14 protein-coding genes are annotated in these 18403 nt (G+C 66.7%); 8 read left to right on the forward strand and 6 right to left on the reverse strand.

The genetic code is table 11. The features are described from left to right. Nucleotides 1-138 precede the first annotated feature (138 nt). Entirely contained in the window at nucleotides 139-1155 is a 1017-nt protein-coding gene (locus WK25_RS25455; RefSeq protein WP_069243085.1) for an aldo/keto reductase, read from the reverse strand. Nucleotides 1156-1299: 144 nt separating this feature from the next. On the opposite strand from WK25_RS25455, the gene WK25_RS25460 reads away from it, so the two are divergent. Next, on the forward strand, nucleotides 1300-2211 hold the full coding sequence (locus WK25_RS25460) for a LysR family transcriptional regulator (RefSeq protein ID WP_059547234.1): 912 nt from the start codon (nucleotides 1300-1302) through the stop codon (nucleotides 2209-2211). Nucleotides 2212-2261: 50 nt separating this feature from the next. On the opposite strand, the gene WK25_RS25465 is transcribed toward WK25_RS25460, so the two are convergent. Further along, a complete protein-coding gene (locus WK25_RS25465; RefSeq protein WP_040140110.1) occupies nucleotides 2262-3416 on the reverse strand; it encodes a porin in 1155 nt (384 codons plus the stop codon). A 378-nt stretch (nucleotides 3417-3794) separates the two neighbouring features. Here WK25_RS25465 and WK25_RS25470 point away from each other — a divergent pair, with 378 nt between their 5' ends. Then, nucleotides 3795-4898, forward strand: coding sequence for an OpgC domain-containing protein (locus WK25_RS25470; RefSeq protein WP_040140112.1), 1104 nt, complete (start codon nucleotides 3795-3797; stop codon nucleotides 4896-4898). 61 nt (nucleotides 4899-4959) lie between these two features. Then, nucleotides 4960-5904 carry an alpha/beta hydrolase gene (locus WK25_RS25475; protein ID WP_069243086.1) on the forward strand — a complete coding sequence of 315 codons (945 nt, stop codon included), beginning with the start codon at nucleotides 4960-4962 and terminating at the stop codon, nucleotides 5902-5904. 123 nt (nucleotides 5905-6027) lie between these two features. Here WK25_RS25475 and WK25_RS25480 read toward each other — a convergent pair whose 3' ends face one another. Further along, on the reverse strand, nucleotides 6028-7266 hold the full coding sequence (locus WK25_RS25480) for an SfnB family sulfur acquisition oxidoreductase (protein ID WP_069243087.1): 1239 nt from the start codon (nucleotides 7264-7266) through the stop codon (nucleotides 6028-6030). Between the two features lie 290 nt (nucleotides 7267-7556). Between WK25_RS25480 and WK25_RS25485 the strand changes: the two genes are divergently transcribed. Together WK25_RS25485 and WK25_RS25490 are read left to right on the forward strand one after the other, a co-directional pair. Beyond that, nucleotides 7557-8825: an acyl-CoA dehydrogenase family protein gene (locus tag WK25_RS25485; protein ID WP_069243088.1), complete on the forward strand. Its 1269-nt coding sequence runs from the start codon at nucleotides 7557-7559 to the stop codon at nucleotides 8823-8825. Further along, nucleotides 8822-10222: an LLM class flavin-dependent oxidoreductase gene (locus WK25_RS25490; RefSeq protein WP_040140121.1), complete on the forward strand. Its 1401-nt coding sequence runs from the start codon at nucleotides 8822-8824 to the stop codon at nucleotides 10220-10222. The genes WK25_RS25485 and WK25_RS25490 overlap by 4 nt, the downstream gene beginning before the upstream one ends. Before the next feature lie 243 nt (nucleotides 10223-10465). Here the strand turns inward: WK25_RS25490 and WK25_RS25495 are convergent, their stop codons facing one another. Continuing rightward, nucleotides 10466-11680 (reverse strand): FAD-dependent oxidoreductase, encoded by a 1215-nt coding sequence (locus WK25_RS25495; RefSeq protein WP_069243089.1) that lies wholly within the window; start codon nucleotides 11678-11680, stop codon nucleotides 10466-10468. A gap of 182 nt (nucleotides 11681-11862) precedes the next feature. Here WK25_RS25495 and WK25_RS25500 point away from each other — a divergent pair, with 182 nt between their 5' ends. Both WK25_RS25500 and WK25_RS25505 read left to right on the forward strand, forming a co-directional pair. Further along, nucleotides 11863-12807, forward strand: a complete 945-nt coding sequence (locus tag WK25_RS25500) for a LysR family transcriptional regulator (protein WP_059547252.1) — start codon at nucleotides 11863-11865, stop codon at nucleotides 12805-12807. Between the two features lie 116 nt (nucleotides 12808-12923). Continuing rightward, nucleotides 12924-13682, forward strand: a complete 759-nt coding sequence (locus tag WK25_RS25505) for an SDR family oxidoreductase (protein ID WP_040140126.1) — start codon at nucleotides 12924-12926, stop codon at nucleotides 13680-13682. A gap of 5 nt (nucleotides 13683-13687) precedes the next feature. Here WK25_RS25505 and WK25_RS25510 read toward each other — a convergent pair whose 3' ends face one another. After that, nucleotides 13688-14032, reverse strand: coding sequence for a cupin domain-containing protein (locus tag WK25_RS25510; protein ID WP_040140128.1), 345 nt, complete (start codon nucleotides 14030-14032; stop codon nucleotides 13688-13690). A 342-nt stretch (nucleotides 14033-14374) separates the two neighbouring features. Then, nucleotides 14375-15853 carry a sensor domain-containing diguanylate cyclase gene (locus WK25_RS25515; RefSeq protein WP_069243090.1) on the reverse strand — a complete coding sequence of 493 codons (1479 nt, stop codon included), beginning with the start codon at nucleotides 15851-15853 and terminating at the stop codon, nucleotides 14375-14377. 379 nt (nucleotides 15854-16232) lie between these two features. Between WK25_RS25515 and WK25_RS25520 the strand changes: the two genes are divergently transcribed. Next, entirely contained in the window at nucleotides 16233-18308 is a 2076-nt protein-coding gene (locus tag WK25_RS25520; RefSeq protein ID WP_069243091.1) for a putative bifunctional diguanylate cyclase/phosphodiesterase, read from the forward strand. Nucleotides 18309-18403 lie beyond the last annotated feature (95 nt).

The following is an 18403-nucleotide window of genomic DNA, read 5'->3' on the forward strand; positions in this document are numbered from 1 at the left end:
GTTCCCGAAGCCGGTTGCCGAAACCGGCTTCGGGATCATTCAGCCCCACCCGCGTTCACTTCCAACCCGATCCCGAGCGTCAATGAACCATTTCGCGGCGTGCATCAGCCGGGGTGGACGCGCGCCAGCCTTCACCGCTCACGCACGCGGCGCCGGCCCCCGTTCCTGCTCGCTGTCGAGGTGAGCCATCTGCGCTGCCGGATAACGTTCGCCTGCGGCCGCCCCGGCGGGAACCGCCGTTTCGATGCGAGCCAGATCATTGACCGTTAGTTGCAACTTGGACGCCGACAACGCGTCCTGGAGCTGGGTGCGCTTGCGCGCGCCGATCAGCGGCACGATGTCGTCGCCGCGCGACAGCGCCCACGCGATCGCGATCTGCGCGGGATTGCTGCCTTTGTCGTCCGCGATCGCGCGCAGCGCATCGACCAGCGCGAGGTTGTGCACGAGGTTCTCGCCCTGGAAACGCGGGCTGGCCGCACGGAAATCGCGTGCGCCCTGTCGCGCCGCGCTCCAGCCGCCGCCGAGCAGCCCCCGCGACAGCACGCCGTACGCGGTCACGCCGATCTCCAGTTCGCGGCACGCGGGCAGAATATCCGCCTCGATCCCGCGCGACAGCAGCGAGTATTCGATCTGCAGATCGGCGATCGGCGCGACGGCGGCCGCGCGGCGAATCGTGTCGGCGCCCACTTCCGACAGCCCGATGTGCCGCACGTAGCCGGCCTTCACGAGATCTGCGATCGCGCCGACCGTGTCCTCGATCGGCACGGCCGGATCGACCCGGGCCGGCCGGTAGATGTCGATATGGTCGGCGCCGAGCCGCTTCAGCGAATACGCGACGAAGTTCCGGATTGCCTGCGGCCGCGCGTCGTAGCCGACGAACGCGCCGGCAGGATCGCGCAGCGCGCCGAACTTCACGCTGATCAGCACCTGGTCGCGCGTACGGCCGCGCAGCGCGTCGCGGATCAGCATCTCGTTGTCGCCCATTCCGTAGAAGTCGCCCGTATCGAGCAGCGTGATCCCGCTGTCGAGCGCCGCGTGCAGCGTCGCGATGCTTTCGTCCCGATCCGCCGGCCCGTACAGATCCGACATCCCCATGCAGCCGAGCCCGATCGCCGAAACCTGCGGGCCCGTGCGGCCCAGTTGACGCTTGTCCATGATGTCCGTGTCCTTGGGGTGGTAACTGAATGAACCGGATTCTGGACGCATCGTGGCGCGCAATAAACGCGAAACCCTCAACCAATTCATTCGACGCTGATTAACAATGGAGCCTGTTCCAATCCGCCACGCTCCCGCCCCCGCATGGACCATCTGCATGCAATGCGCATCTTCGCGCGCGTCGCCCATCTCGGCAGCTTCACGAAAGCGGCCGAGCAACTGCAATTGCCGCGTCCGACGGTCAGCAACGCCGTCCAGTATCTGGAAAAGCACCTGAAGGTGCGCCTGCTGCAACGGACCACGCGGCGCGTTGCGCTGACCGCCGAAGGCGCGACCTACTACGAACGCTGCACGCGGCTGCTGGCCGATCTCGACGATGCCGAGACGCTGTTCGACGACGCGGGCGCATCGCCGCGCGGCGTGATTCGCGTCGATCTGCCCGAGCGCTTCGCGCTGAACCAGGTGATTCCGGCGCTGCCGGATTTCCACGCGCGCTATCCCGACCTGCGCGTCATGCTCGGCACGACGGACCGCTTCGTCGATCTCGTCGCCGACGGCATCGACTGCGCGGTGCGAGTCGGCGTGCTGTCCGACACGTCGCTGGTCGCGCGCCGCATCGGCGAGCTCGCGCAGATCAACTGCGCGTCGCCCGAGTATCTCGCGCGGCACGGCACGCCCCGCTCGCCGGACGATCTGCCGGACCACGTCGCCATCGGCTATTTCTCGAGCCGCACGGGCCGCGAACTGGAGTGGGAATATACGGACATGGATACGGGCGCGCTGCAGACGGTGAAGATGCGCAGTGTCGTCGCGGTCAACAGTTCGCAGGCGTATCTCGCGTGCTGTGTCGCGGGCCTCGGGCTGATCCAGGCGCCGCGCGAAGGACTCGCGCCGCTGCTCGACGGCGGCTCGCTGGTCGAGGTGCTCCCGGAATGGCAGGCGCCGCCGTTGCCGGTATCGGTCGTGTTTCCGCACGGCCGGCATCTGGCGCCGCGCGTGCGGATTTTCGTCGACTGGCTTGCGGACACGCTCGGCGATCCGGGCCGGGCGGGATGACGGCCGCCGGCGCCGCGCGATCCGTCGCGCCGCGCCGGCTGGTCAAAACATCAGAACTTGTGGCGAATTGCGGCGCGCACCGCGAACTGATTCGACGATGACGACGGGCCGTCCGTGCCGACCACGTAGCCGCCGTCGGCCGCGGTGCCCGTCTTGTCGCCGCCGACCTTCTGCCATGCGCCCTGCAGATAGACGTCGGTCCGCTTCGACAGGCTGTAGTCGGCCATCAGCCCGACCGTGTGGTACTTGGGCTTGAACGACCCGGCCGCGGCGTCGAACTTGCCGTCCGTGTACACGTACTGCGCACCCAGGTAAAAATCGGGCGTGAGCTGATACTTGCCGTTGATCTCGAAGTTCTGGAACTTGGTCGCGCTCAGCCCGAGGCCCGAGAACGTCGACGCCGGCAGATAAACGGTCGACACCGGGTTCTTCACGTCGGTCTTCGTATAGACGAACCCGACCGTCGCCGGGCCGAACGTGTAGTTGATCCCGCCGCCGAAGATGCGCAGCCGGTCGGCGACGAAATTCGCGTCGTCGGCCGCGATCGCGCCCGCGTTGCCGACGCCCGGACTGTTCGCCTGCAGGTACGCCGCGGCGACCTGCAGCCCGGCGAGCGAATATTGCGCGCCCATGCTGTACTGCCGATTGGCCGAGAAGCCGGTGCTGTTGCTGAAGCTGTAGGTGCCGCCGAACGACAGCCCGTTCCAGTCGGCGCTCGCGTACTTGACCGTATTGTTGACGCGGAACGAGTTGTCCGTGTTGTCGTTGTCGAACGGATGCGAGAACAGCGTGCCGCCCCAGTTGCCGTTCGCGGTCAGCGGCGCAAGGTAATCGACGACGGCGTCGTACTGGCGGCCGAAGCTCAGCGTACCGAAGCGCGACGCGCTCAGCCCGACGAATGCCTGGCGGCCGAACATGCGGCCGCCCTGGTTGAGCCGGCCGTTGTTCACGTCGAAGCCGTTTTCCAGCGTAAAGACGGCCTTCAGCCCGCCGCCGAGATCCTCGCTGCCCTTCAGGCCCCAACGGCTGCCCTGCGCATAGCCGCTTGCGAGCTGGTAGTCGGTTTTTCCGACCCCATTTACGTTCACGTTGTTCGTGTAGTTGAAGCCTTCGTCGATCAAGCCGTACAGCGTGACGCTATCCTGCGCGAACGCCGGCGCGGCGAAGGCGGCCAGCGCGGCGGCAAAAATGACGTGCTGCTTCATGACGAATCTCCGGAGCCGGGGGCCGGGCATGTCATTCGCCCGGCGATCGTTGGTCTGTTTATGTCGGTGGCCCGCAGGGCGGACAACGCGGTGTGCGGCCGCGAGGACAAAATGGTGTCACGTCGCAAATCGCTCGTCCATCGGCACGTGGGCGAGCCGTGCAAAGCATTGCGCCGCTCCAACTGGGGGCCGCATCGCCGTCCGGGCAGCCTTGCCGGACGCGGGCTCCCGGCTAGCCATCCGCGTAAACCCCGGGTAGCGTCGCATCGGTGGCACAATGCGCATCCGTTCGTCATTTTTTCACGAAGTCATGCTTCACCCCGACTCACCCGCGGCACGTGCCGGCCGCGCCCGCGACACGCGCAGGGAGGCGGCCCGATGACCGCCGCAGCCCGGGCCGGCCGCTACGCCGAGCTCGATTTCTTCCGCGGCCTGGTGCTGCTCGTGATCGTCGTCGACCATATCGGCGGCAGCATCCTGTCGCGCGTCACGCTGCATGCGTACGCGCTGTGCGACGCGGCCGAAGTGTTCGTGTTCCTCGGCGGTTTCGCGACCGCCATCGCGTACAACTCGCTCGCCGAACGCCACGACGAGGCCGCCGCGCGCCAGCGCTTTATCCGGCGCGCGTTCGAGATCTACCGTGCGTTTCTCGTGACGGCCGGCCTGATGCTGCTGATCACCGCCGTGCTGAACGCGTTCGCGATCGACGGCCCGAACATGCCGACCAACGATCTCGACGGCCTGCTGCACAAGCCGCTCGCCGCGCTGCGCGACATCCTGCTGTTCCGCCGCCAGCCGTATCTCGCGTCGGTGCTGCCGATGTATGCGTTCTTCGCGCTGCTCGTGCCGCTCGCGCTGCCGCTCGCGCGCACGCAGCCGTGGCTGATGCTCGCGTTCAGTGCGTCGCTGTGGTACGCGGCGCCGCACGCCGCGCGCTTCCTGCCGACCGTCGAAGGCGCGCCGTGGGACTTCAATCCGTTCGCGTGGCAGTTCCTGTTCGTGCTCGGCGTGATCGCGCGCTGCCAGCCCGTCTACCAGACGCTCGCGCCGAAGCCGCAAGGCTGGCTGCTGACGGCCGCGGCGCTCGCGATCGTCGCGGCCGGCGCGTATTACCGGCTGCGCGTCGAGCCGTTCCCCACCGATCCGTCGATCAAGCAGAATCTCGGCGCGCTGCGGCTCGCGAACTTCCTCGCGATCGCGTGGCTCGCGGCCAAGCTCGTACACCTCGGATGGATGAAGAAGGTCGCGCATGCGATGCCATGGATCGGTACGATCGGACGCCAGGGACTGCTCTGCTTCGTCGCCGGCACAGGCATCTCGCTCGCGGTGGACTCGCTGCTTTACCAGGCGACCGAAGGCTACCTGGACGTGCCGCTCGGCCTGACCGCCGACGTCGTCGCGATGGGGCTGCTGTATCTCGTCGCGAAGCTCTACGCGCCGCTGGTGTCGCGGCTGCCGTTCCCGTTCCGCGCGCGGCGATGATGCGCCGCGCGGTCATGCGCCGCTGCTACGATAGCGGCCGCCACCCCTGAAACGCTTCGCCATGCGCCGACTCGCCCTTCCGTTCGCCGCCGCGCTGCTCGCCGGCTTCCTCGCCACCGCCCATGCCGCGCCGGGCGGGTCCGCGCTGTCGCCGGCCGGCTCCGCCCCCGCAGCCGCGATCGCGCCGCCCGCAACGGCCGCGCCTGCCGCGCAGGAGCCGTCGGTCAATCCGGGCAGCAGCATCGTGCTGCGTTCGTTCCGGTCGGCATCGCTGAAGCGCGACTGGTCATACACGGTGTATCTGCCGCCCGGCTACAACCCGGAGGGCGCGCGCTATCCGGTGCTGTACCTGCTGCACGGCAACGCCGGCAACGCGAACGACTGGATCACGCAGGGCCGGCTGCAGGCAACCGCCGACACGCTGATCGAGCGCCACGAGATTCCGCCCGTCGTGATCGTGATGCCGCAAGGCGGCACCGACTGGTACGTCGATCGCAAGGAGAAGATGCAGAGCGCGTTCGTGAACGACCTGCTGCCGGAAGTCGAAGCGCATTTCGCGGTGTCGAACCAGCGCGCGGGGCGCGCGATCGGCGGCGTATCGATGGGCGGCTTCGGCGCGCTGCGCTTCTCGCTGCTCGAGCCTGGCCTGTTCTGCGGCGCGATGCTGCTGAGCCCCGCGATCTATGCGAACGAGCCGCCGCTCAATTCCGCGGCGCGCTACGTCGGTGTGTTCGGCGACCGGCAGTTCGACCCGCGCGTATGGCACGAGCTCAATTACCCGGCGCTGATGCGTGGCTATTTCGCACGCACGTGGCGCGTGCCGATGTTCATCGCGGCCGGCGACGACGATCTGACGATCCAGGCCGAATCGAGCCTGCTGTATACGCAACTGCGCCGTGCGCAGAATCCGGCAGAACTGCGAATCGTCGATGGCGGCCATACGTGGGACGTGTGGCGGGGCTTGCTCGGGTACGGGTTGAAATACACGCTGGAGTGCGTGAAGTAACCCACCTGCGTAGGGCTGCCGGCAGCCGCGCGCCGGCTGCCTGACGATTCGCGCTCGATCAATCCGCCGTTCCCGGCGCGACGCATACGTCGGCGCCCGCACCGGAAACGCGCGCGATTCGATTCAATTCCACGCATGGCGCGCCGGACGCACGCCGTTCAGATAGTAGTTGCCGACGAGGTGATACTTCCACCGCACCGGATCGTGCAGCGTGTGCGTGCGCGCATTGCGCCAGTGCCGGTCGAGATTGTGTTCGGCGAGCGTCGATTGCGTGCCGGCCAGTTCGAACAGCTTCTCGCCGGCCAACAGCGCGATCTCGGTCGTCAGCACCTTCGCCTCGCCGACTGCCACCGATGCGTGCGCGACATCGTCGTCGGTCACCGCGCCGCGCGCACCGATCTCGTCGAGCGTGCGCGCCGCACGTTCGAGCAGCGCTTCGGCCGCATGCAGCTGGATATGCAGCCGGCCGATCTCGCGGACGATCAACGGATCGTCGGTCGCCCGCGCCACGCCGCTGTCGACCCACGGCCGCGTCCGGGTGCGCACGAACGCCTCCGTGTCGGCGATGGCCGCCTTTGCGATGCCCGCGTCGATCGCCGCCTGGATGATCTGCGACAGCGGACCGTTGAGCGTCGGCTCGTCCGACACGCGCTGCGCATGCAACACATGCGACGCCGGCACGCGCACACCGTCGAGCACGACCGTGCCGCTGGCGGTCGTGCGCTGTCCGAAGCCCGACCAATCGTCGATCACGCTGAGTCCCGGCGTCGGCTGCGGGACATACGCGAGCCATGCCTGCTGCGCATCGTCGAGGCCGAGCACCGGCACGTAGTGCGCGAACAGCGCCCCGGTCGAATAGAACTTCGTGCCGTCGACGACGTAATCGTCGCCATCGCGCCGCACGCGCGTCTTCAGGTCGAGCACGTGCTTCGTGCCCTTCTCCGAGAAACCGTTGCCGAAGCGCTTGCCGCTCAAGACCTCCGCGAAGAAATGGCGTTTTTGCGCGTCGGTGCCGATCAGCGCGATCACGTCGACGAGCCCGAAGTGGTTCTGCGGCAACTGGCCGAGCGACGCATCGGCCGCCGCGACGATCTTGATCACCTCGACGAGCGTCAGGTTCGATACGCCCGCGCCGCCGTAGGCCTTCGGCACCGTGATCGCCCACAGCCCCGATTGCGAGAACCACTCGATCTCGTCGCGCGGCAAGCGACGCGCGCGATCGCGCTCGGACGCGCCCTCCGCGAGCCGCTGCGCGAGCGCATGCGCGGCCGCGATCGCCTGGGCGTCGTCGGTAATCACGCGGGCCGCCCGCGGCCTCGCATCGGCCGGCCGATCTTGAATCGTCGCACTCGTATCTGACATCGGGCTCTCCTGTCGAATGACGAAAGCATTCAATCTAGCAGCGCGCGGCGGGCCGGCAAACCGAGCGATTCTCGTAACGATATTCCTTCGGATAGCAAACGACTTGACACGGCAAGCCGCTCGACGCTGCACTCGCGCAGCGCAACCGATGCACGAGCGTCGCCGCTTCTGCTCGCCCGTTTCCGTAATGCGCAGCGACGATAACGATCTGCGAATCCGTTATTGGAACGCATCGGTCGCGCTTCCTATACTGGTCTCCCGGTGCAAATGCCCCCTTCGAGGACCATCGCATGACTTCGTCGCACGCAGATCACGCTCTCTCCACCGGTACCGACTACGACGCGCTCGCGAGCCGGTTTCGCCCGCTGTTCGACCGGATCGCCGCCGGCACCGCGGAACGCGAACACCGCCGCGAACTGCCGCACGAAGCGATCGGCTGGCTGAAGGCCGCCGGCTTCGGCGCGGTCCGGCTGCCGGTTCGCGACGGCGGTGCGGGCGCATCGCTGCCGCAGCTGTTCCGGCTGCTCACCGAGCTCGCGACGGCCGATTCCAATCTGCCGCAGGCGTTGCGCGGCCACTTCGCGTTCGTCGAGGACTGGCTCAACGCACCGCCCGGGCCGCAGCGCACGACGTGGCTCGACCGCTTCGCGAGCGGCCAGCTCGTCGGCAATGCGTGGTCGGAAGCCGGCGACGTCCCGCTCGGCCAGACCATCACCAAGGTATCGGAAAAGAACGGCCGGCTCGTGCTGAACGGCCGGAAGTTCTACAGCACGGGCAGCCTGTTCGCGGACTGGATCGACGTGTTCGCGCAGCGCGAACGCGACGGCAGCGACGTGATCGTCGCGGTCGCAACCGCACAGCCCGGCGTGATACTCGAAGACGACTGGGACGGCTTCGGGCAGCGCACGACCGGCAGCGGCACGACGCGCTTCGAGGATGCAGCGGTCGACACGGATAACGTGATCGACTTCGCACGCCGCTTCAAGTATCAGACCGCGTTCTACCAGCTATTCCACGTCGCGACGCTGGCCGGCATCGGCCATGCGATCGTGCGCGATGCGGGCGAACTGGTACGCAACCGCACGCGCGTGTACAGCCACGGCAACGCCGCGCGCGCGGGCGACGATGCGCAGCTTCAGCAGGTGATCGGCGAGATCGCATCGTGGGCGTACGCAGCCGATGCGCTCGCGCTGCGTGCCGCGCAGCCGCTGCAGCAGGCTTATCTCGCGCGCTTCGGCAACGACGACGAAGCCGAACGCGCGGCGAACGTCGCCGCCGAAATCGAGTCCGCACAGAGCCAGCTCGTCGTGTCGGAACTCGTGCTGCGCGCGGCGACGCGCCTGTTCGATGCGCTCGGCGCGTCCGCGACGCGCAGCACCACCGCGCTCGATCGTCACTGGCGCAACGCGCGCACGGTGTCGTCGCACAATCCGCTCGTCTATAAGGCGCGGATCGTCGGCGACTGGGTCATCAACGGACGCACACCGCCATTCGTGTGGCGCGTCGGCAATGGCACCGCTGCCGATTCCGACGCCACGGCGACGGAGGCTGCGCGATGAGCAAGACCATTCGCTTCAACGCGTTCGAGATGAACTGCGTCGGCCACCAGTCGCCCGGCCTGTGGGCGCATCCGCGCGACCGTTCGTGGCAGTACAAGGATCTCGATTACTGGACCGACCTCGCGCGCGTGCTCGAGCGCGGAATCTTCGACGCGATCTTCATCGCGGACGTGATCGGCTACTACGACGTGTACAAGGGCAGCAACTATCACGCGCTGCACCAGGCCGCGCAGATCCCGGTCAACGATCCGCTGCAGCTCGCCGCGCCGATCGCGATGGCGACCGAGCATCTCGGGATCGGCATCACCGCGTCGACGACGTTCGAGCATCCGTACACGTTCGCGCGCCGGCTGTCGACCGCCGACCATCACACGAAGGGCCGGCTCGCATGGAATATCGTCACGTCATATCTGGAAAGCGGCGCGAAGAATGTCGGCGACCGCGGCTTGCGCACGCACGACGACCGCTACGCGGTGGCGGCCGAATACGTCGAGGTGCTGTACAAGCTGTTCGAGGGCAGCTGGGAAGACGGCGCGGTCGTGCGCGATCGCGACGGCCGCGTGTTCACGCATCCGGAGAAAGTGCACGAGATCGGCCACAACGGGCGCTTCTTCGACGTGCCCGGCTATCACCTGTGCGAGCCGTCGCCGCAGCGCACGCCGGTGCTGTTCCAGGCCGGCGCATCCGGGCCCGGCAAGGCGTTCGCCGCGCAGCACGCCGAATGCGTGTTCGTCGCCGCGCCGACGCGGGCGCAGCTCGCACGCTACGTCGCCGACGTGCGCGCGCAGGCGGTCGCCGCAGGCCGCGACCCGCACGACGTGCTGATCTACAACCTCGTCACGGTGATCGTCGACGAAACCGACGAGAAAGCGCACGCGAAGTTCGACGAGTACCGCCGCTACGTGTCGTACGACGGGTCGCTCGTTTTCATGTCCGGCTGGACCGGCATCGATTTCGGCCAGTACGCGCCGACCGACCCCGTCAGGCGCGTCGAGACGAATGCGATCGTGTCGGCTGTCGAGCATCTGGCCGGCGGCGATACCGCGTGGACGATCGAGGAACTGGCCGCATGGGGCGGCATCGGCGGGATGGGGCCGGTGTTCGTCGGCTCCGCGCAGACCGTCGCGGACATCCTGCAGGAATGGGTCGCCGCGACCGACGTCGACGGCTTCAATCTCGCGTATGCCGTTGCGCACGAAACCTTCGAGGACATCGTGCGCTACCTCGTGCCGGAGTTGCAGCGGCGCGGCGTGTATCCGACCGAATACGCGCCCGGCACGCTGCGCGAGAAGCTGTTCGGCGGCTCGGCGAAGTTGCCGGACACGCATCCTGCCGCACGGTTTCGCGACATCGAGCAGGTCAAGCGCGACGCGCAACGGGTGGCCGACTACGCGTGACGGCGATGCGGGTGGCCGGCTTGCGTGCTGGCCGGCGGGCTGCCGCGCAGGCAAGCGCAGGCGCCGCGCGCGTCATCCGGCACGACACGCGAAGCGCGTCGGCCGCACGCGCGCGATGCACGTCGCCGCAGGCGGCACCCGGGCGGCATTCGGGCCGCACGATCGACCTGTCGGCGGTGAACGAACGCGCGACGATGGCGAATTTCATTCAGACGGCGACCGATGGCTGCGCCCGTCAACCGCTCAAAGCCACGTGCCGCCCTGCCGCTCGTTCGGTTCATCGGCGAGCGCGTCGAAATCGTGAATCCAGTCCAGGTGACGCAGCACGCTGTCGCGTTCGGCAAGCCGCGCATTGCGCGCCTGCGCGTCCGGCCCATCGGGCAGATGCAACACGTCGGCCGCCGAGATCGACGCGTACTGCACCTTGCGCGTGCGGCCGCGCCGCAGCCGCTCGTACGCTTTCTGCGCTTCGTGCCAGTTGCCCGGCCCGGCCTTCGCCAGTTGCGCGGCCAGCACCATCGCATCCTCGATCGACTGGTTCGCGCCCTGCCCGTGATGCGGCACCAGCGCATGCGCGGCATCGCCGATCAGCGTCACGCGCCCGCGGCTCCAGCAACCGAGCGGCGGCCGGTGGAACAGCCCCCAGCGCTGGCTGATCGGCACCGCAGTGATCATCTGCACGACGGCCGGATGCCAGTCCCCGAACAGCCGCAGTTGTTCGCCTTCCCGCGCCGGCATCACCCAGTCGCGCGACGGCCACGGCGACGGATGGCGTTCGACCAGCAGGAAGTTCTGGTCGCCGTCGTCGCCGATCGGATAGTGCAGCAGATGCCCGTGCGGCCCGATCCAGAACTGGATCGTTTCGGGATCCGGCAGCAGGCTCAGCCGCCCGGCCGGCACCACGCCGCGAAGACCCGAGCACCCGGAATACAGCACGTCGTCGTAGCCGAGCATCCAGCGCCGCGTGATCGAGCGCGCGCCGTCCGCGCCGATCACGAGATCGGCATCGACGCGTTCGCCGTTGGCGAAGCTCAGCGTCACACGATCGGGATGCTGCGCGAGATCGACGAGCCGATGGCCAAGATGAATCTGCGCGGCGCCGACCGCCTTCGACAGGATCGCCTGCAGGTCCGCGCGATGCACGCCCCAGTACGAGCCGCCGAACTGCCGTCGATAGTCGGGCTCGCCGCGATGATGGCCGATCACCGCGCCGCTGCGTCCGTCGCGATAGACGAGGCCGGAGATTTCCGCGCACACCGCGTCGAAAGCAGGACGTAATCCCATCCGTTCGTAGAAACGCGTCGCATTGGCCGACAGCGCGACGGCCGCACCGACCTCGCGCAGCACGTCGGTCTGCTCGTAAAGCTGCGCGTCGATGCCCTGCTCGCGCAACGCAAGCGCCAGCGTCAGTCCGCCGATGCCGGCACCGACGATCGCGATCTTCAGATTCGTCTGCATGATGAACGTGTCTCCGATATTCAGATGGTGATGGTCCGACGCACCGCAGCGCGGGCCCTGCCAGCGCGCCGGTCGAAGGCAGGCGCCATGACGGTATTGTCAGCAGCGCCCCGTCATCCCACAATAAAATGCAGGGAATCTGCTTCATCACTGAAAAGAATGACGGGAGACGCCGGGAAATCATGGAACTCAGCGAGATCGACTTGAACCTGCTGTTGCTGTTCCAGCGGCTGATGCAGGAGCGGCGCGTTTCGACCGTCGCCGAGCAGATGAACATGAGCCAGCCGGGCGTCAGCAACGCGCTCGCGAAGCTGCGCCGCCTGCTTGGCGATCCGCTGTTCGTGCGCGGCCCCGGCGGCGTGGTTCCGACGCCGTTCGCGCTGCGCCTGGCCGAGCCTGTCGCGCACGCGCTGTCGACGCTGCATGCGGCGCTTAATCCCGAGACCGGCTTCGATCCGCTGCGTGCGTCGCGCACGATGACGATCGGGATGACCGATATCGGCGAGGTCGTATTCCTGCCGGCGTTGCTCGAACATCTGTCGCGTACGGCGCCGGGCATCGCGCTCAATACGGTGCGCAACACGAGCGTCAATCTCGCCGACGAGATGGCCGACGGCCGCGTCGATCTCGCGATCGGCCTGCTGCCGCAACTGCAGGGCGGGTTCTATCAGCGCCGGCTGTTCGATCAGCGGTACGTGTGTCTGTTCCGGCGCGGCCATCCGCTCGAGGACGCGCCGCTGACCGTCGACGCATGGCGGGACGCCGAGCATCTGGTCGTCGTGTCGGCCGGCACCGGCCACGGGCAGGTGGACGAATGGCTGAAGCGGCGCCGCGTAAAACGTCGCGTGCGGCTGACGGTGCCGCATTTCATGAGCGTCGGCTACATCCTGCAGCGCACCGACCTGATCGCGACCGTGCCCGAGCATCTCGCGCTGCAGCTCGCCGCGCCGTTCTCGCTCGGCTGGCGGGCGTTGCCGGTCACGCTGCCGGGCGCGCCGATCCACATGCTGTGGCATGCGCGTGTGAACCAGGACGAAGGGAACCGGTGGCTGCGCGATGTCGTGGTCGCGCTGTTTTCGGATGCCGGCACACGCGGCCGAAAGACCGCGCCTGCGCGCCGGAAGTAGGCGCTTTCGTCGCGAGTGCGGGCGTGCGCGGTAGCATGGCGTTTCGCCACGCGCACGTCGCGTAGCGCCGGCGATCGTCGCCGCTTTCCTCACTTCTATCCGCAGGAAATCAAGCCATGTCAGTCACGAAGAAGTTCGCCGCGGTCACGGGCGCCGGATCCGGCATCGGCCGCGCCGCGGCAGTCGCACTCGCGCACGCCGGTTTCACCGTCGCGCTGATCGGGCGCCACGAAGCATCGCTGCAAGAAACGAAGGACACGATCGCGGCCGCCGGCGGGGAGGCGCACGTGTTGCGGGCCGACGTCACCGACGAAGCGTCCGTCGACCATGCGTTCACGCAGATCGCACGGCAGTTCGGACGGCTCGACGTGCTCTTCAACAACGCCGGCCGCAACGCGCCGGCCGTGCCGCTTGACGAATACGAGCTCGACGTGTGGAACGACGTAGTCGCGACCAACCTGACGGGCGTCTTTCTGTGTGCGCGCGCCGGGTGGCGTCTGATGAAGGCGCAAACGCCACAGGGCGGCCGGATCATCAACAACGGTTCGATCTCCGCGTATACGCCGCGCCCGAACACGATCGCATACACGGCAACCAAGCATGCGGTGGCCGGCATCACCAAGTCGCTCGCGCTCGACGGCCGCGCGTACAACATCGCTTGCAGCCAGATTGATATCGGCAACGCGGCGACGTCGCTCACCGACCGGATGACGGAAGGCGTATTGCAGGCCGACGGGCGCATGGCGCCCGAGGCGCGGATGGACGTCGCGCACGTCGCGAACGCGGTCGTTCAGATGGCGAGCCTTCCGCTGGATACGAACATCCTGACCATGACGATCATGGCGACCACGATGCCGTTCGTCGGACGCGGATAACGCGGTCAAGCTCGCGGTTCGGCATCGTGGTAGATCGCGAGCCAGACCGACGGTTCGTCAGGATGCGTCCACGCGACGCGATGCCGGCAATGCGGTTCGATCAGCACGTAGTCGCCCGGGCGCATGTCGTGCAATGTCGCATCCGCCTCGAACTCGAGCACCGCCGCGCCCGACAGCAGCGCGACCCATTCGGCGCGCGGATCGTCATACCAGAAGCCGTCGGGGCTCGTGTGCCCCATCGATACGATCCGCTCGACGTTCAGACGGGCGCCCGTGACGAGCACGTCGATCCGTTCGTCGCGGCCGCGCGTGCGTTCGACATTGAACAGGTTGCCGGTTTGCAGTTGCATGGTTCGACCCTCGCGTCCGCCTTCGGTCGAAGGCGATTGACGCACACTGTAGCGCGAAGACCGCCATGTGCGGCGAACGCGTTGCCTGGTCCCGCTGAACTCCCGTTCACGCGGCGGCCGGCCCGTCGTCGCTATCGCGCGCAGCCGGCCCACGCGTGTCCGACGGCACGGTCCATCGGATCGCGACCGATACAACCCGACAAATTATTCGACGTACGTCACGAAGTTGCCGCGCCGCGATCGTGCGTGACGATCCCGCACGTCCGCTGCCGCAACGGCCGATAGCTCGCGGCACATGGAGCGGCGCGGGCGCATTTCGCGTCAAGCGTCACGCGTCACGCGTCACGCCGGAGGCTGAAAAGCGGCAACCTTGTTCCGGCCGGTCGCCTTCGCGTAGTACAGCGCCTCGTCTGCGGCCTTGATCACGGTGCCGGCCTCTTCGTCGTCCTTCGGCACCCAGCTCGCGAGGCCGATGCTGGCCGTGACGTGCCCGTATTCGCTGCCCGCATGCTCGAGCGCCAGCTGATCGATCGCCGCGCGAATACGCTCGGCGATCTGCGCGGCGCCGGTCTGCGAGGTATCGGGCAACAGTACGACGAACTCCTCCCCGCCGTAGCGCGCCGCGGTGTCGAGCGGCCGGCGGATGTTGTCGCCGATGCAACGCGCGACCGCCGCGAGCGCGTCGTCGCCGGCCTGGTGGCCGTATGTGTCGTTGTAAGCCTTGAAGCGGTCGACGTCGACGAACAGCAGCGAGAACACGGATCGCGCGCGCCGTGCACGCCGCCATTCGCGGTCCAGCACTTCAGCGAAACTGCGGCGATTGTTCAGGCCCGTGAGACCGTCGGTGCGCGCGAGCAATACGAGTTCGGACTCGGCGCGCATCCGCCGCCGCAGCTGCGTGCCGAGCATCACCGACACCGCGATGAACGCGGCGCCGAACGTCGCCACCAGCGCACCGATCGTCATGGCCCGATGCCGCCATGCCGCATAGATGTCCTGCTCCGCTTCCGCGACCATGATGATCAGCGGCAGCTTCGGCAAATGCCGGAAATAGTAAAGACGACGCACGCCGTCGAGCGACGAGGTTTCCGAAAACACGCCCTCCTTCGCGGCCTGGAATCGCTTGAAGGTCGCCGCGTGGCTGATGTCGCGGCCGATCGTGTGTACGTCGTACGGCTGACGCATCACCATCAAGCCGTCGTTGCCGATCAGCGAGATCGAACCGTGCTGCCCGAGCGACAGTCCGGCGAACAGCTGGTGAAAGTACTCGAGATTCACCGCAATGAGCACGACGCCGGCGAACGAACCGTCCGGGTTCGAGATCCGCCGCGTAAGCCCGATGCTCGGCGTGCCGCCGCGCAGGCGCGACGCGAACGGATCGCTGATGTAGAGCCCGACGTTCGGATCGTCGCGGTGGACCGTGAAGTACTTGCGATCGGCGAAATTGCCGTGACGCGGCACGTCGTTGCCGGAGTCGAGCACGATGTTGCCGCCGGCATCGAGCACCAGCACCGAGCCGAGAAATTGCGCGGTCATCGCGTTGTCGAACAGTACCGCGCGCCGCAGGCTCGGTGGCGCATTCATTACGTCCTGACGTTTGAGGCCTTCGATCACCGCCTGCAACGACAAATCGTAGAGTTCGAAATTGCGTTCGATGTCGCGCTCGGCGATCAGGCCGAGATTGCGCGACGTTTCGCTCGCCCGCTCCAGCGCGTCATGGCGGCTCTGCAACAGCTGTAGCACGCAGAGGCCCATCAGTGCGCACGCGACGACGATGCCGATCGCGACGATGGTGTACGGAGCCGCCGACCTGTTTTTCATGTGTCTCCTCAGTGACCTCGATGACGTGATACAAACGCGCGGCGGCACGGCAAGCGGGTGTAGCGTCGACCACGGCGCGACATGGGCGTGTCGAATGCAATTATGTCAGACGATTGGGCGACGCATCGCGATCCGCGTGAGTCGCAGTAGCCGGATCGCGAGGGCACGACGAGCTTCGTCGAACGGCGCGCGGTCGGTTCGAACGACGCAACGGCCCACTGCGCGAAAAGCCGTTCGGAGGCCGCATCGTCACGCAACTGAAAGAAAGCAAATTCCGGTCGGATAACACGAATCAACGGCCCGTATAATGCGTGGCAAATCAAAATCCAGGCTCGGGTAGCGCGCATGTCATCGGTAGCGGAAAACGGGGAGATTCATCGTGCACGGCACCTATAACCCATGGCTTGCTGCATTGTCTCTGGCCGTCGCGACACTCGCGGCCTACACGGCGCTTGATCTCTCCGGCCGAATTGCGTTGCTGAGCCAGGGCCGGGTGCGCCAGGCGTGGATTGCCGGCGGCGGCATGGCGATGGGTATCGGCATCTGGTCGATGCACTTCATCGGCGTGCTGTCGTTTTCGCTGCCCATTCCGCTGGGCTACGACTTCGCGATTACAAGCGCGTCGCTCGCCATCGCGATCGGAGTGTCCTGGTTTGCGCTGTACGTCATCTCCCGCGCGTCTCTATCCCCGGTGCACGTCGTCACCAGCGCTGTCCTGATGGGACTGGGCATTGCCGGCATGCACTACACCGGAGACGCCGCGATGAAGATGCAGCCGGCGATCATTTACGATCCGCTGCTGGTAGCCGCATCGATCGGAATTGCGATCGTCGCGTCCGGTGCCGCGCTATGGATTACGCAGTTTCTCAACGCCGCGAATCAACGCCAGTTGAACGCCAAACGCATCGCCGGCGCTTGCGTGATGGGCATCGCGATAACCGGCATGCACTACACGGCGAATGCCGCGGCCACGTTCCTGCCGGGTTCGGTCTGCGGCGCAGCGCAACAGATCGCGACGCCGTTGCTCGCCACGGCCGTGACGCTATCCACGCTGACGATCCTGATCGTGACGCTCGTACTCAGCCGCTCCGGCGCGCGAACGTCGTTGCTCGCGAGCGTGATATCGCGGCTTAACGGCGAGATCGTTCGCATGGCGCAGTTCGACGAACTGACCGACCTCCCGAATCGCCGCACGCTGATGGAGCGAATCGAGGCCGCGATCCATACGGAGCGGCAGTCCGAAACGAAGTTTGCCGTGCTGTTCATGGATCTCGATGGCTTCAAGACGATCAACGACTCGCTTGGACACACAGCGGGCGATGAGGTACTGAAGGCGTTCGCGCGCCGATTGCAGCAATGCGTGCGCGCCACCGACACCGTCGCGCGCCTGGGCGGCGACGAATTCGTGGTGCTGCTGGAAAACGTCTCGTCGATCGACGACGTCGAGCGTACGGCAGAACACGTATTGAATCGAATGCGCGAGGGCCTGTGGAACGACGCACAGCCGCTGCAGGTCACGCCGAGCATCGGCATTGCGCTCTACCCGCGTGACGGCGATACCGTCGAAGTGCTGCTCAAGCATGCGGACGTTGCGATGTACGAAGCAAAGCGCGCCGGACGCAGCACCTACCGCTTCTTCCGGGGCGACATGAACGTGGCGGTAAACCGCACGCTGCAGATTCAGCGTGCGTTGCACGACGCTGTCGTCGCGGGCTACTTCGAACTGCATTTTCAACCGAAATTCCACGGTCGCAGCGGCGCGATTACCGGGGCTGAAGCGCTATTGCGGTTGAACCATCCGGAACTCGGCACGTTGATGCCCGGGGAGTTCATCCCCATCGCCGAGCGCACCGGGCAGATCGTGCAAATCGGCTACTGGGTCGTCCGGGAAACGTGCCGCCAGTTGAATCGCTGGCACGCAGACGGATTGCCGGCTCTGCAGGTCGCGATCAACCTGTCGCCGCGGCAGATCGCGGAGGCGGGCCTCGTTTCGAATTTTCTCGGGATCCTGGGCGCCGAGCGTGTGAGGCCCGCGCAACTCATGTTCGAGATTACGGAAAGCGTCGCGATGCATGACGCCGCGCACACGACGGCCATGATTCACGAATTCCAGGCCAATGGCTTCGAGGTCGCGATCGACGACTTCGGCACCGGTTATTCCAGCCTGAGCTATCTGCAACGGTTTCGGGCCAAGCAGCTGAAGATCGACCGCTTTTTCACTCAAGGGCTCGACAAGCACAATCCCGAAGGGAATGCGATCGTTCGGGCCATCATTGCGTTGGCGCACACGCTGAAAATGGATGTGGTCGCCGAGGGCGTCGAAACTGCGGCGCAGCTTGCCCAACTCAGGATATTGATGTGCGACGAGGTACAAGGATTCCTGCTCGGCCATCCGCTCGAGCCGGATGCGTTCGGCAGGCTGCTGCGAAACGGCGCGCACGTACAGACCGCTTGATCGATCGGCAGCGGTTGATCGATTGTCAGCACCTCGGTACGGCCCATACGATGCGCCGCGTGTAAAGCCATTGAACAGCAGGCATGTGCGTCGCC

Origin of the sequence: Burkholderia latens (genome assembly GCF_001718795.1) — a bacterium.
Classification (GTDB): Bacteria; Pseudomonadota; Gammaproteobacteria; order Burkholderiales; family Burkholderiaceae; genus Burkholderia; species Burkholderia latens_A.

What these genes read in the sequence shown, in the direction of transcription:
- WK25_RS25455 (WP_069243085.1), bottom strand. Translation starts at nt 1,155, where the DNA reads ATGGACAAGCGTCAACTGGGCCGCACGGGCCCGCAGGTTTCGGCGATC.
- WK25_RS25460 (WP_059547234.1), top strand. Translation starts at nt 1,300, where the DNA reads ATGGACCATCTGCATGCAATGCGCATCTTCGCGCGCGTCGCCCATCTC.
- WK25_RS25465 (WP_040140110.1), bottom strand. Translation starts at nt 3,416, where the DNA reads ATGAAGCAGCACGTCATTTTTGCCGCCGCGCTGGCCGCCTTCGCCGCG.
- WK25_RS25470 (WP_040140112.1), top strand. Translation starts at nt 3,795, where the DNA reads ATGACCGCCGCAGCCCGGGCCGGCCGCTACGCCGAGCTCGATTTCTTC.
- WK25_RS25475 (WP_069243086.1), top strand. Translation starts at nt 4,960, where the DNA reads ATGCGCCGACTCGCCCTTCCGTTCGCCGCCGCGCTGCTCGCCGGCTTC.
- WK25_RS25480 (WP_069243087.1), bottom strand. Translation starts at nt 7,266, where the DNA reads ATGTCAGATACGAGTGCGACGATTCAAGATCGGCCGGCCGATGCGAGG.
- WK25_RS25485 (WP_069243088.1), top strand. Translation starts at nt 7,557, where the DNA reads ATGACTTCGTCGCACGCAGATCACGCTCTCTCCACCGGTACCGACTAC.
- WK25_RS25490 (WP_040140121.1), top strand. Translation starts at nt 8,822, where the DNA reads ATGAGCAAGACCATTCGCTTCAACGCGTTCGAGATGAACTGCGTCGGC.
- WK25_RS25495 (WP_069243089.1), bottom strand. Translation starts at nt 11,680, where the DNA reads ATGCAGACGAATCTGAAGATCGCGATCGTCGGTGCCGGCATCGGCGGA.
- WK25_RS25500 (WP_059547252.1), top strand. Translation starts at nt 11,863, where the DNA reads ATGGAACTCAGCGAGATCGACTTGAACCTGCTGTTGCTGTTCCAGCGG.
- WK25_RS25505 (WP_040140126.1), top strand. Translation starts at nt 12,924, where the DNA reads ATGTCAGTCACGAAGAAGTTCGCCGCGGTCACGGGCGCCGGATCCGGC.
- WK25_RS25510 (WP_040140128.1), bottom strand. Translation starts at nt 14,032, where the DNA reads ATGCAACTGCAAACCGGCAACCTGTTCAATGTCGAACGCACGCGCGGC.
- WK25_RS25515 (WP_069243090.1), bottom strand. Translation starts at nt 15,853, where the DNA reads ATGAAAAACAGGTCGGCGGCTCCGTACACCATCGTCGCGATCGGCATC.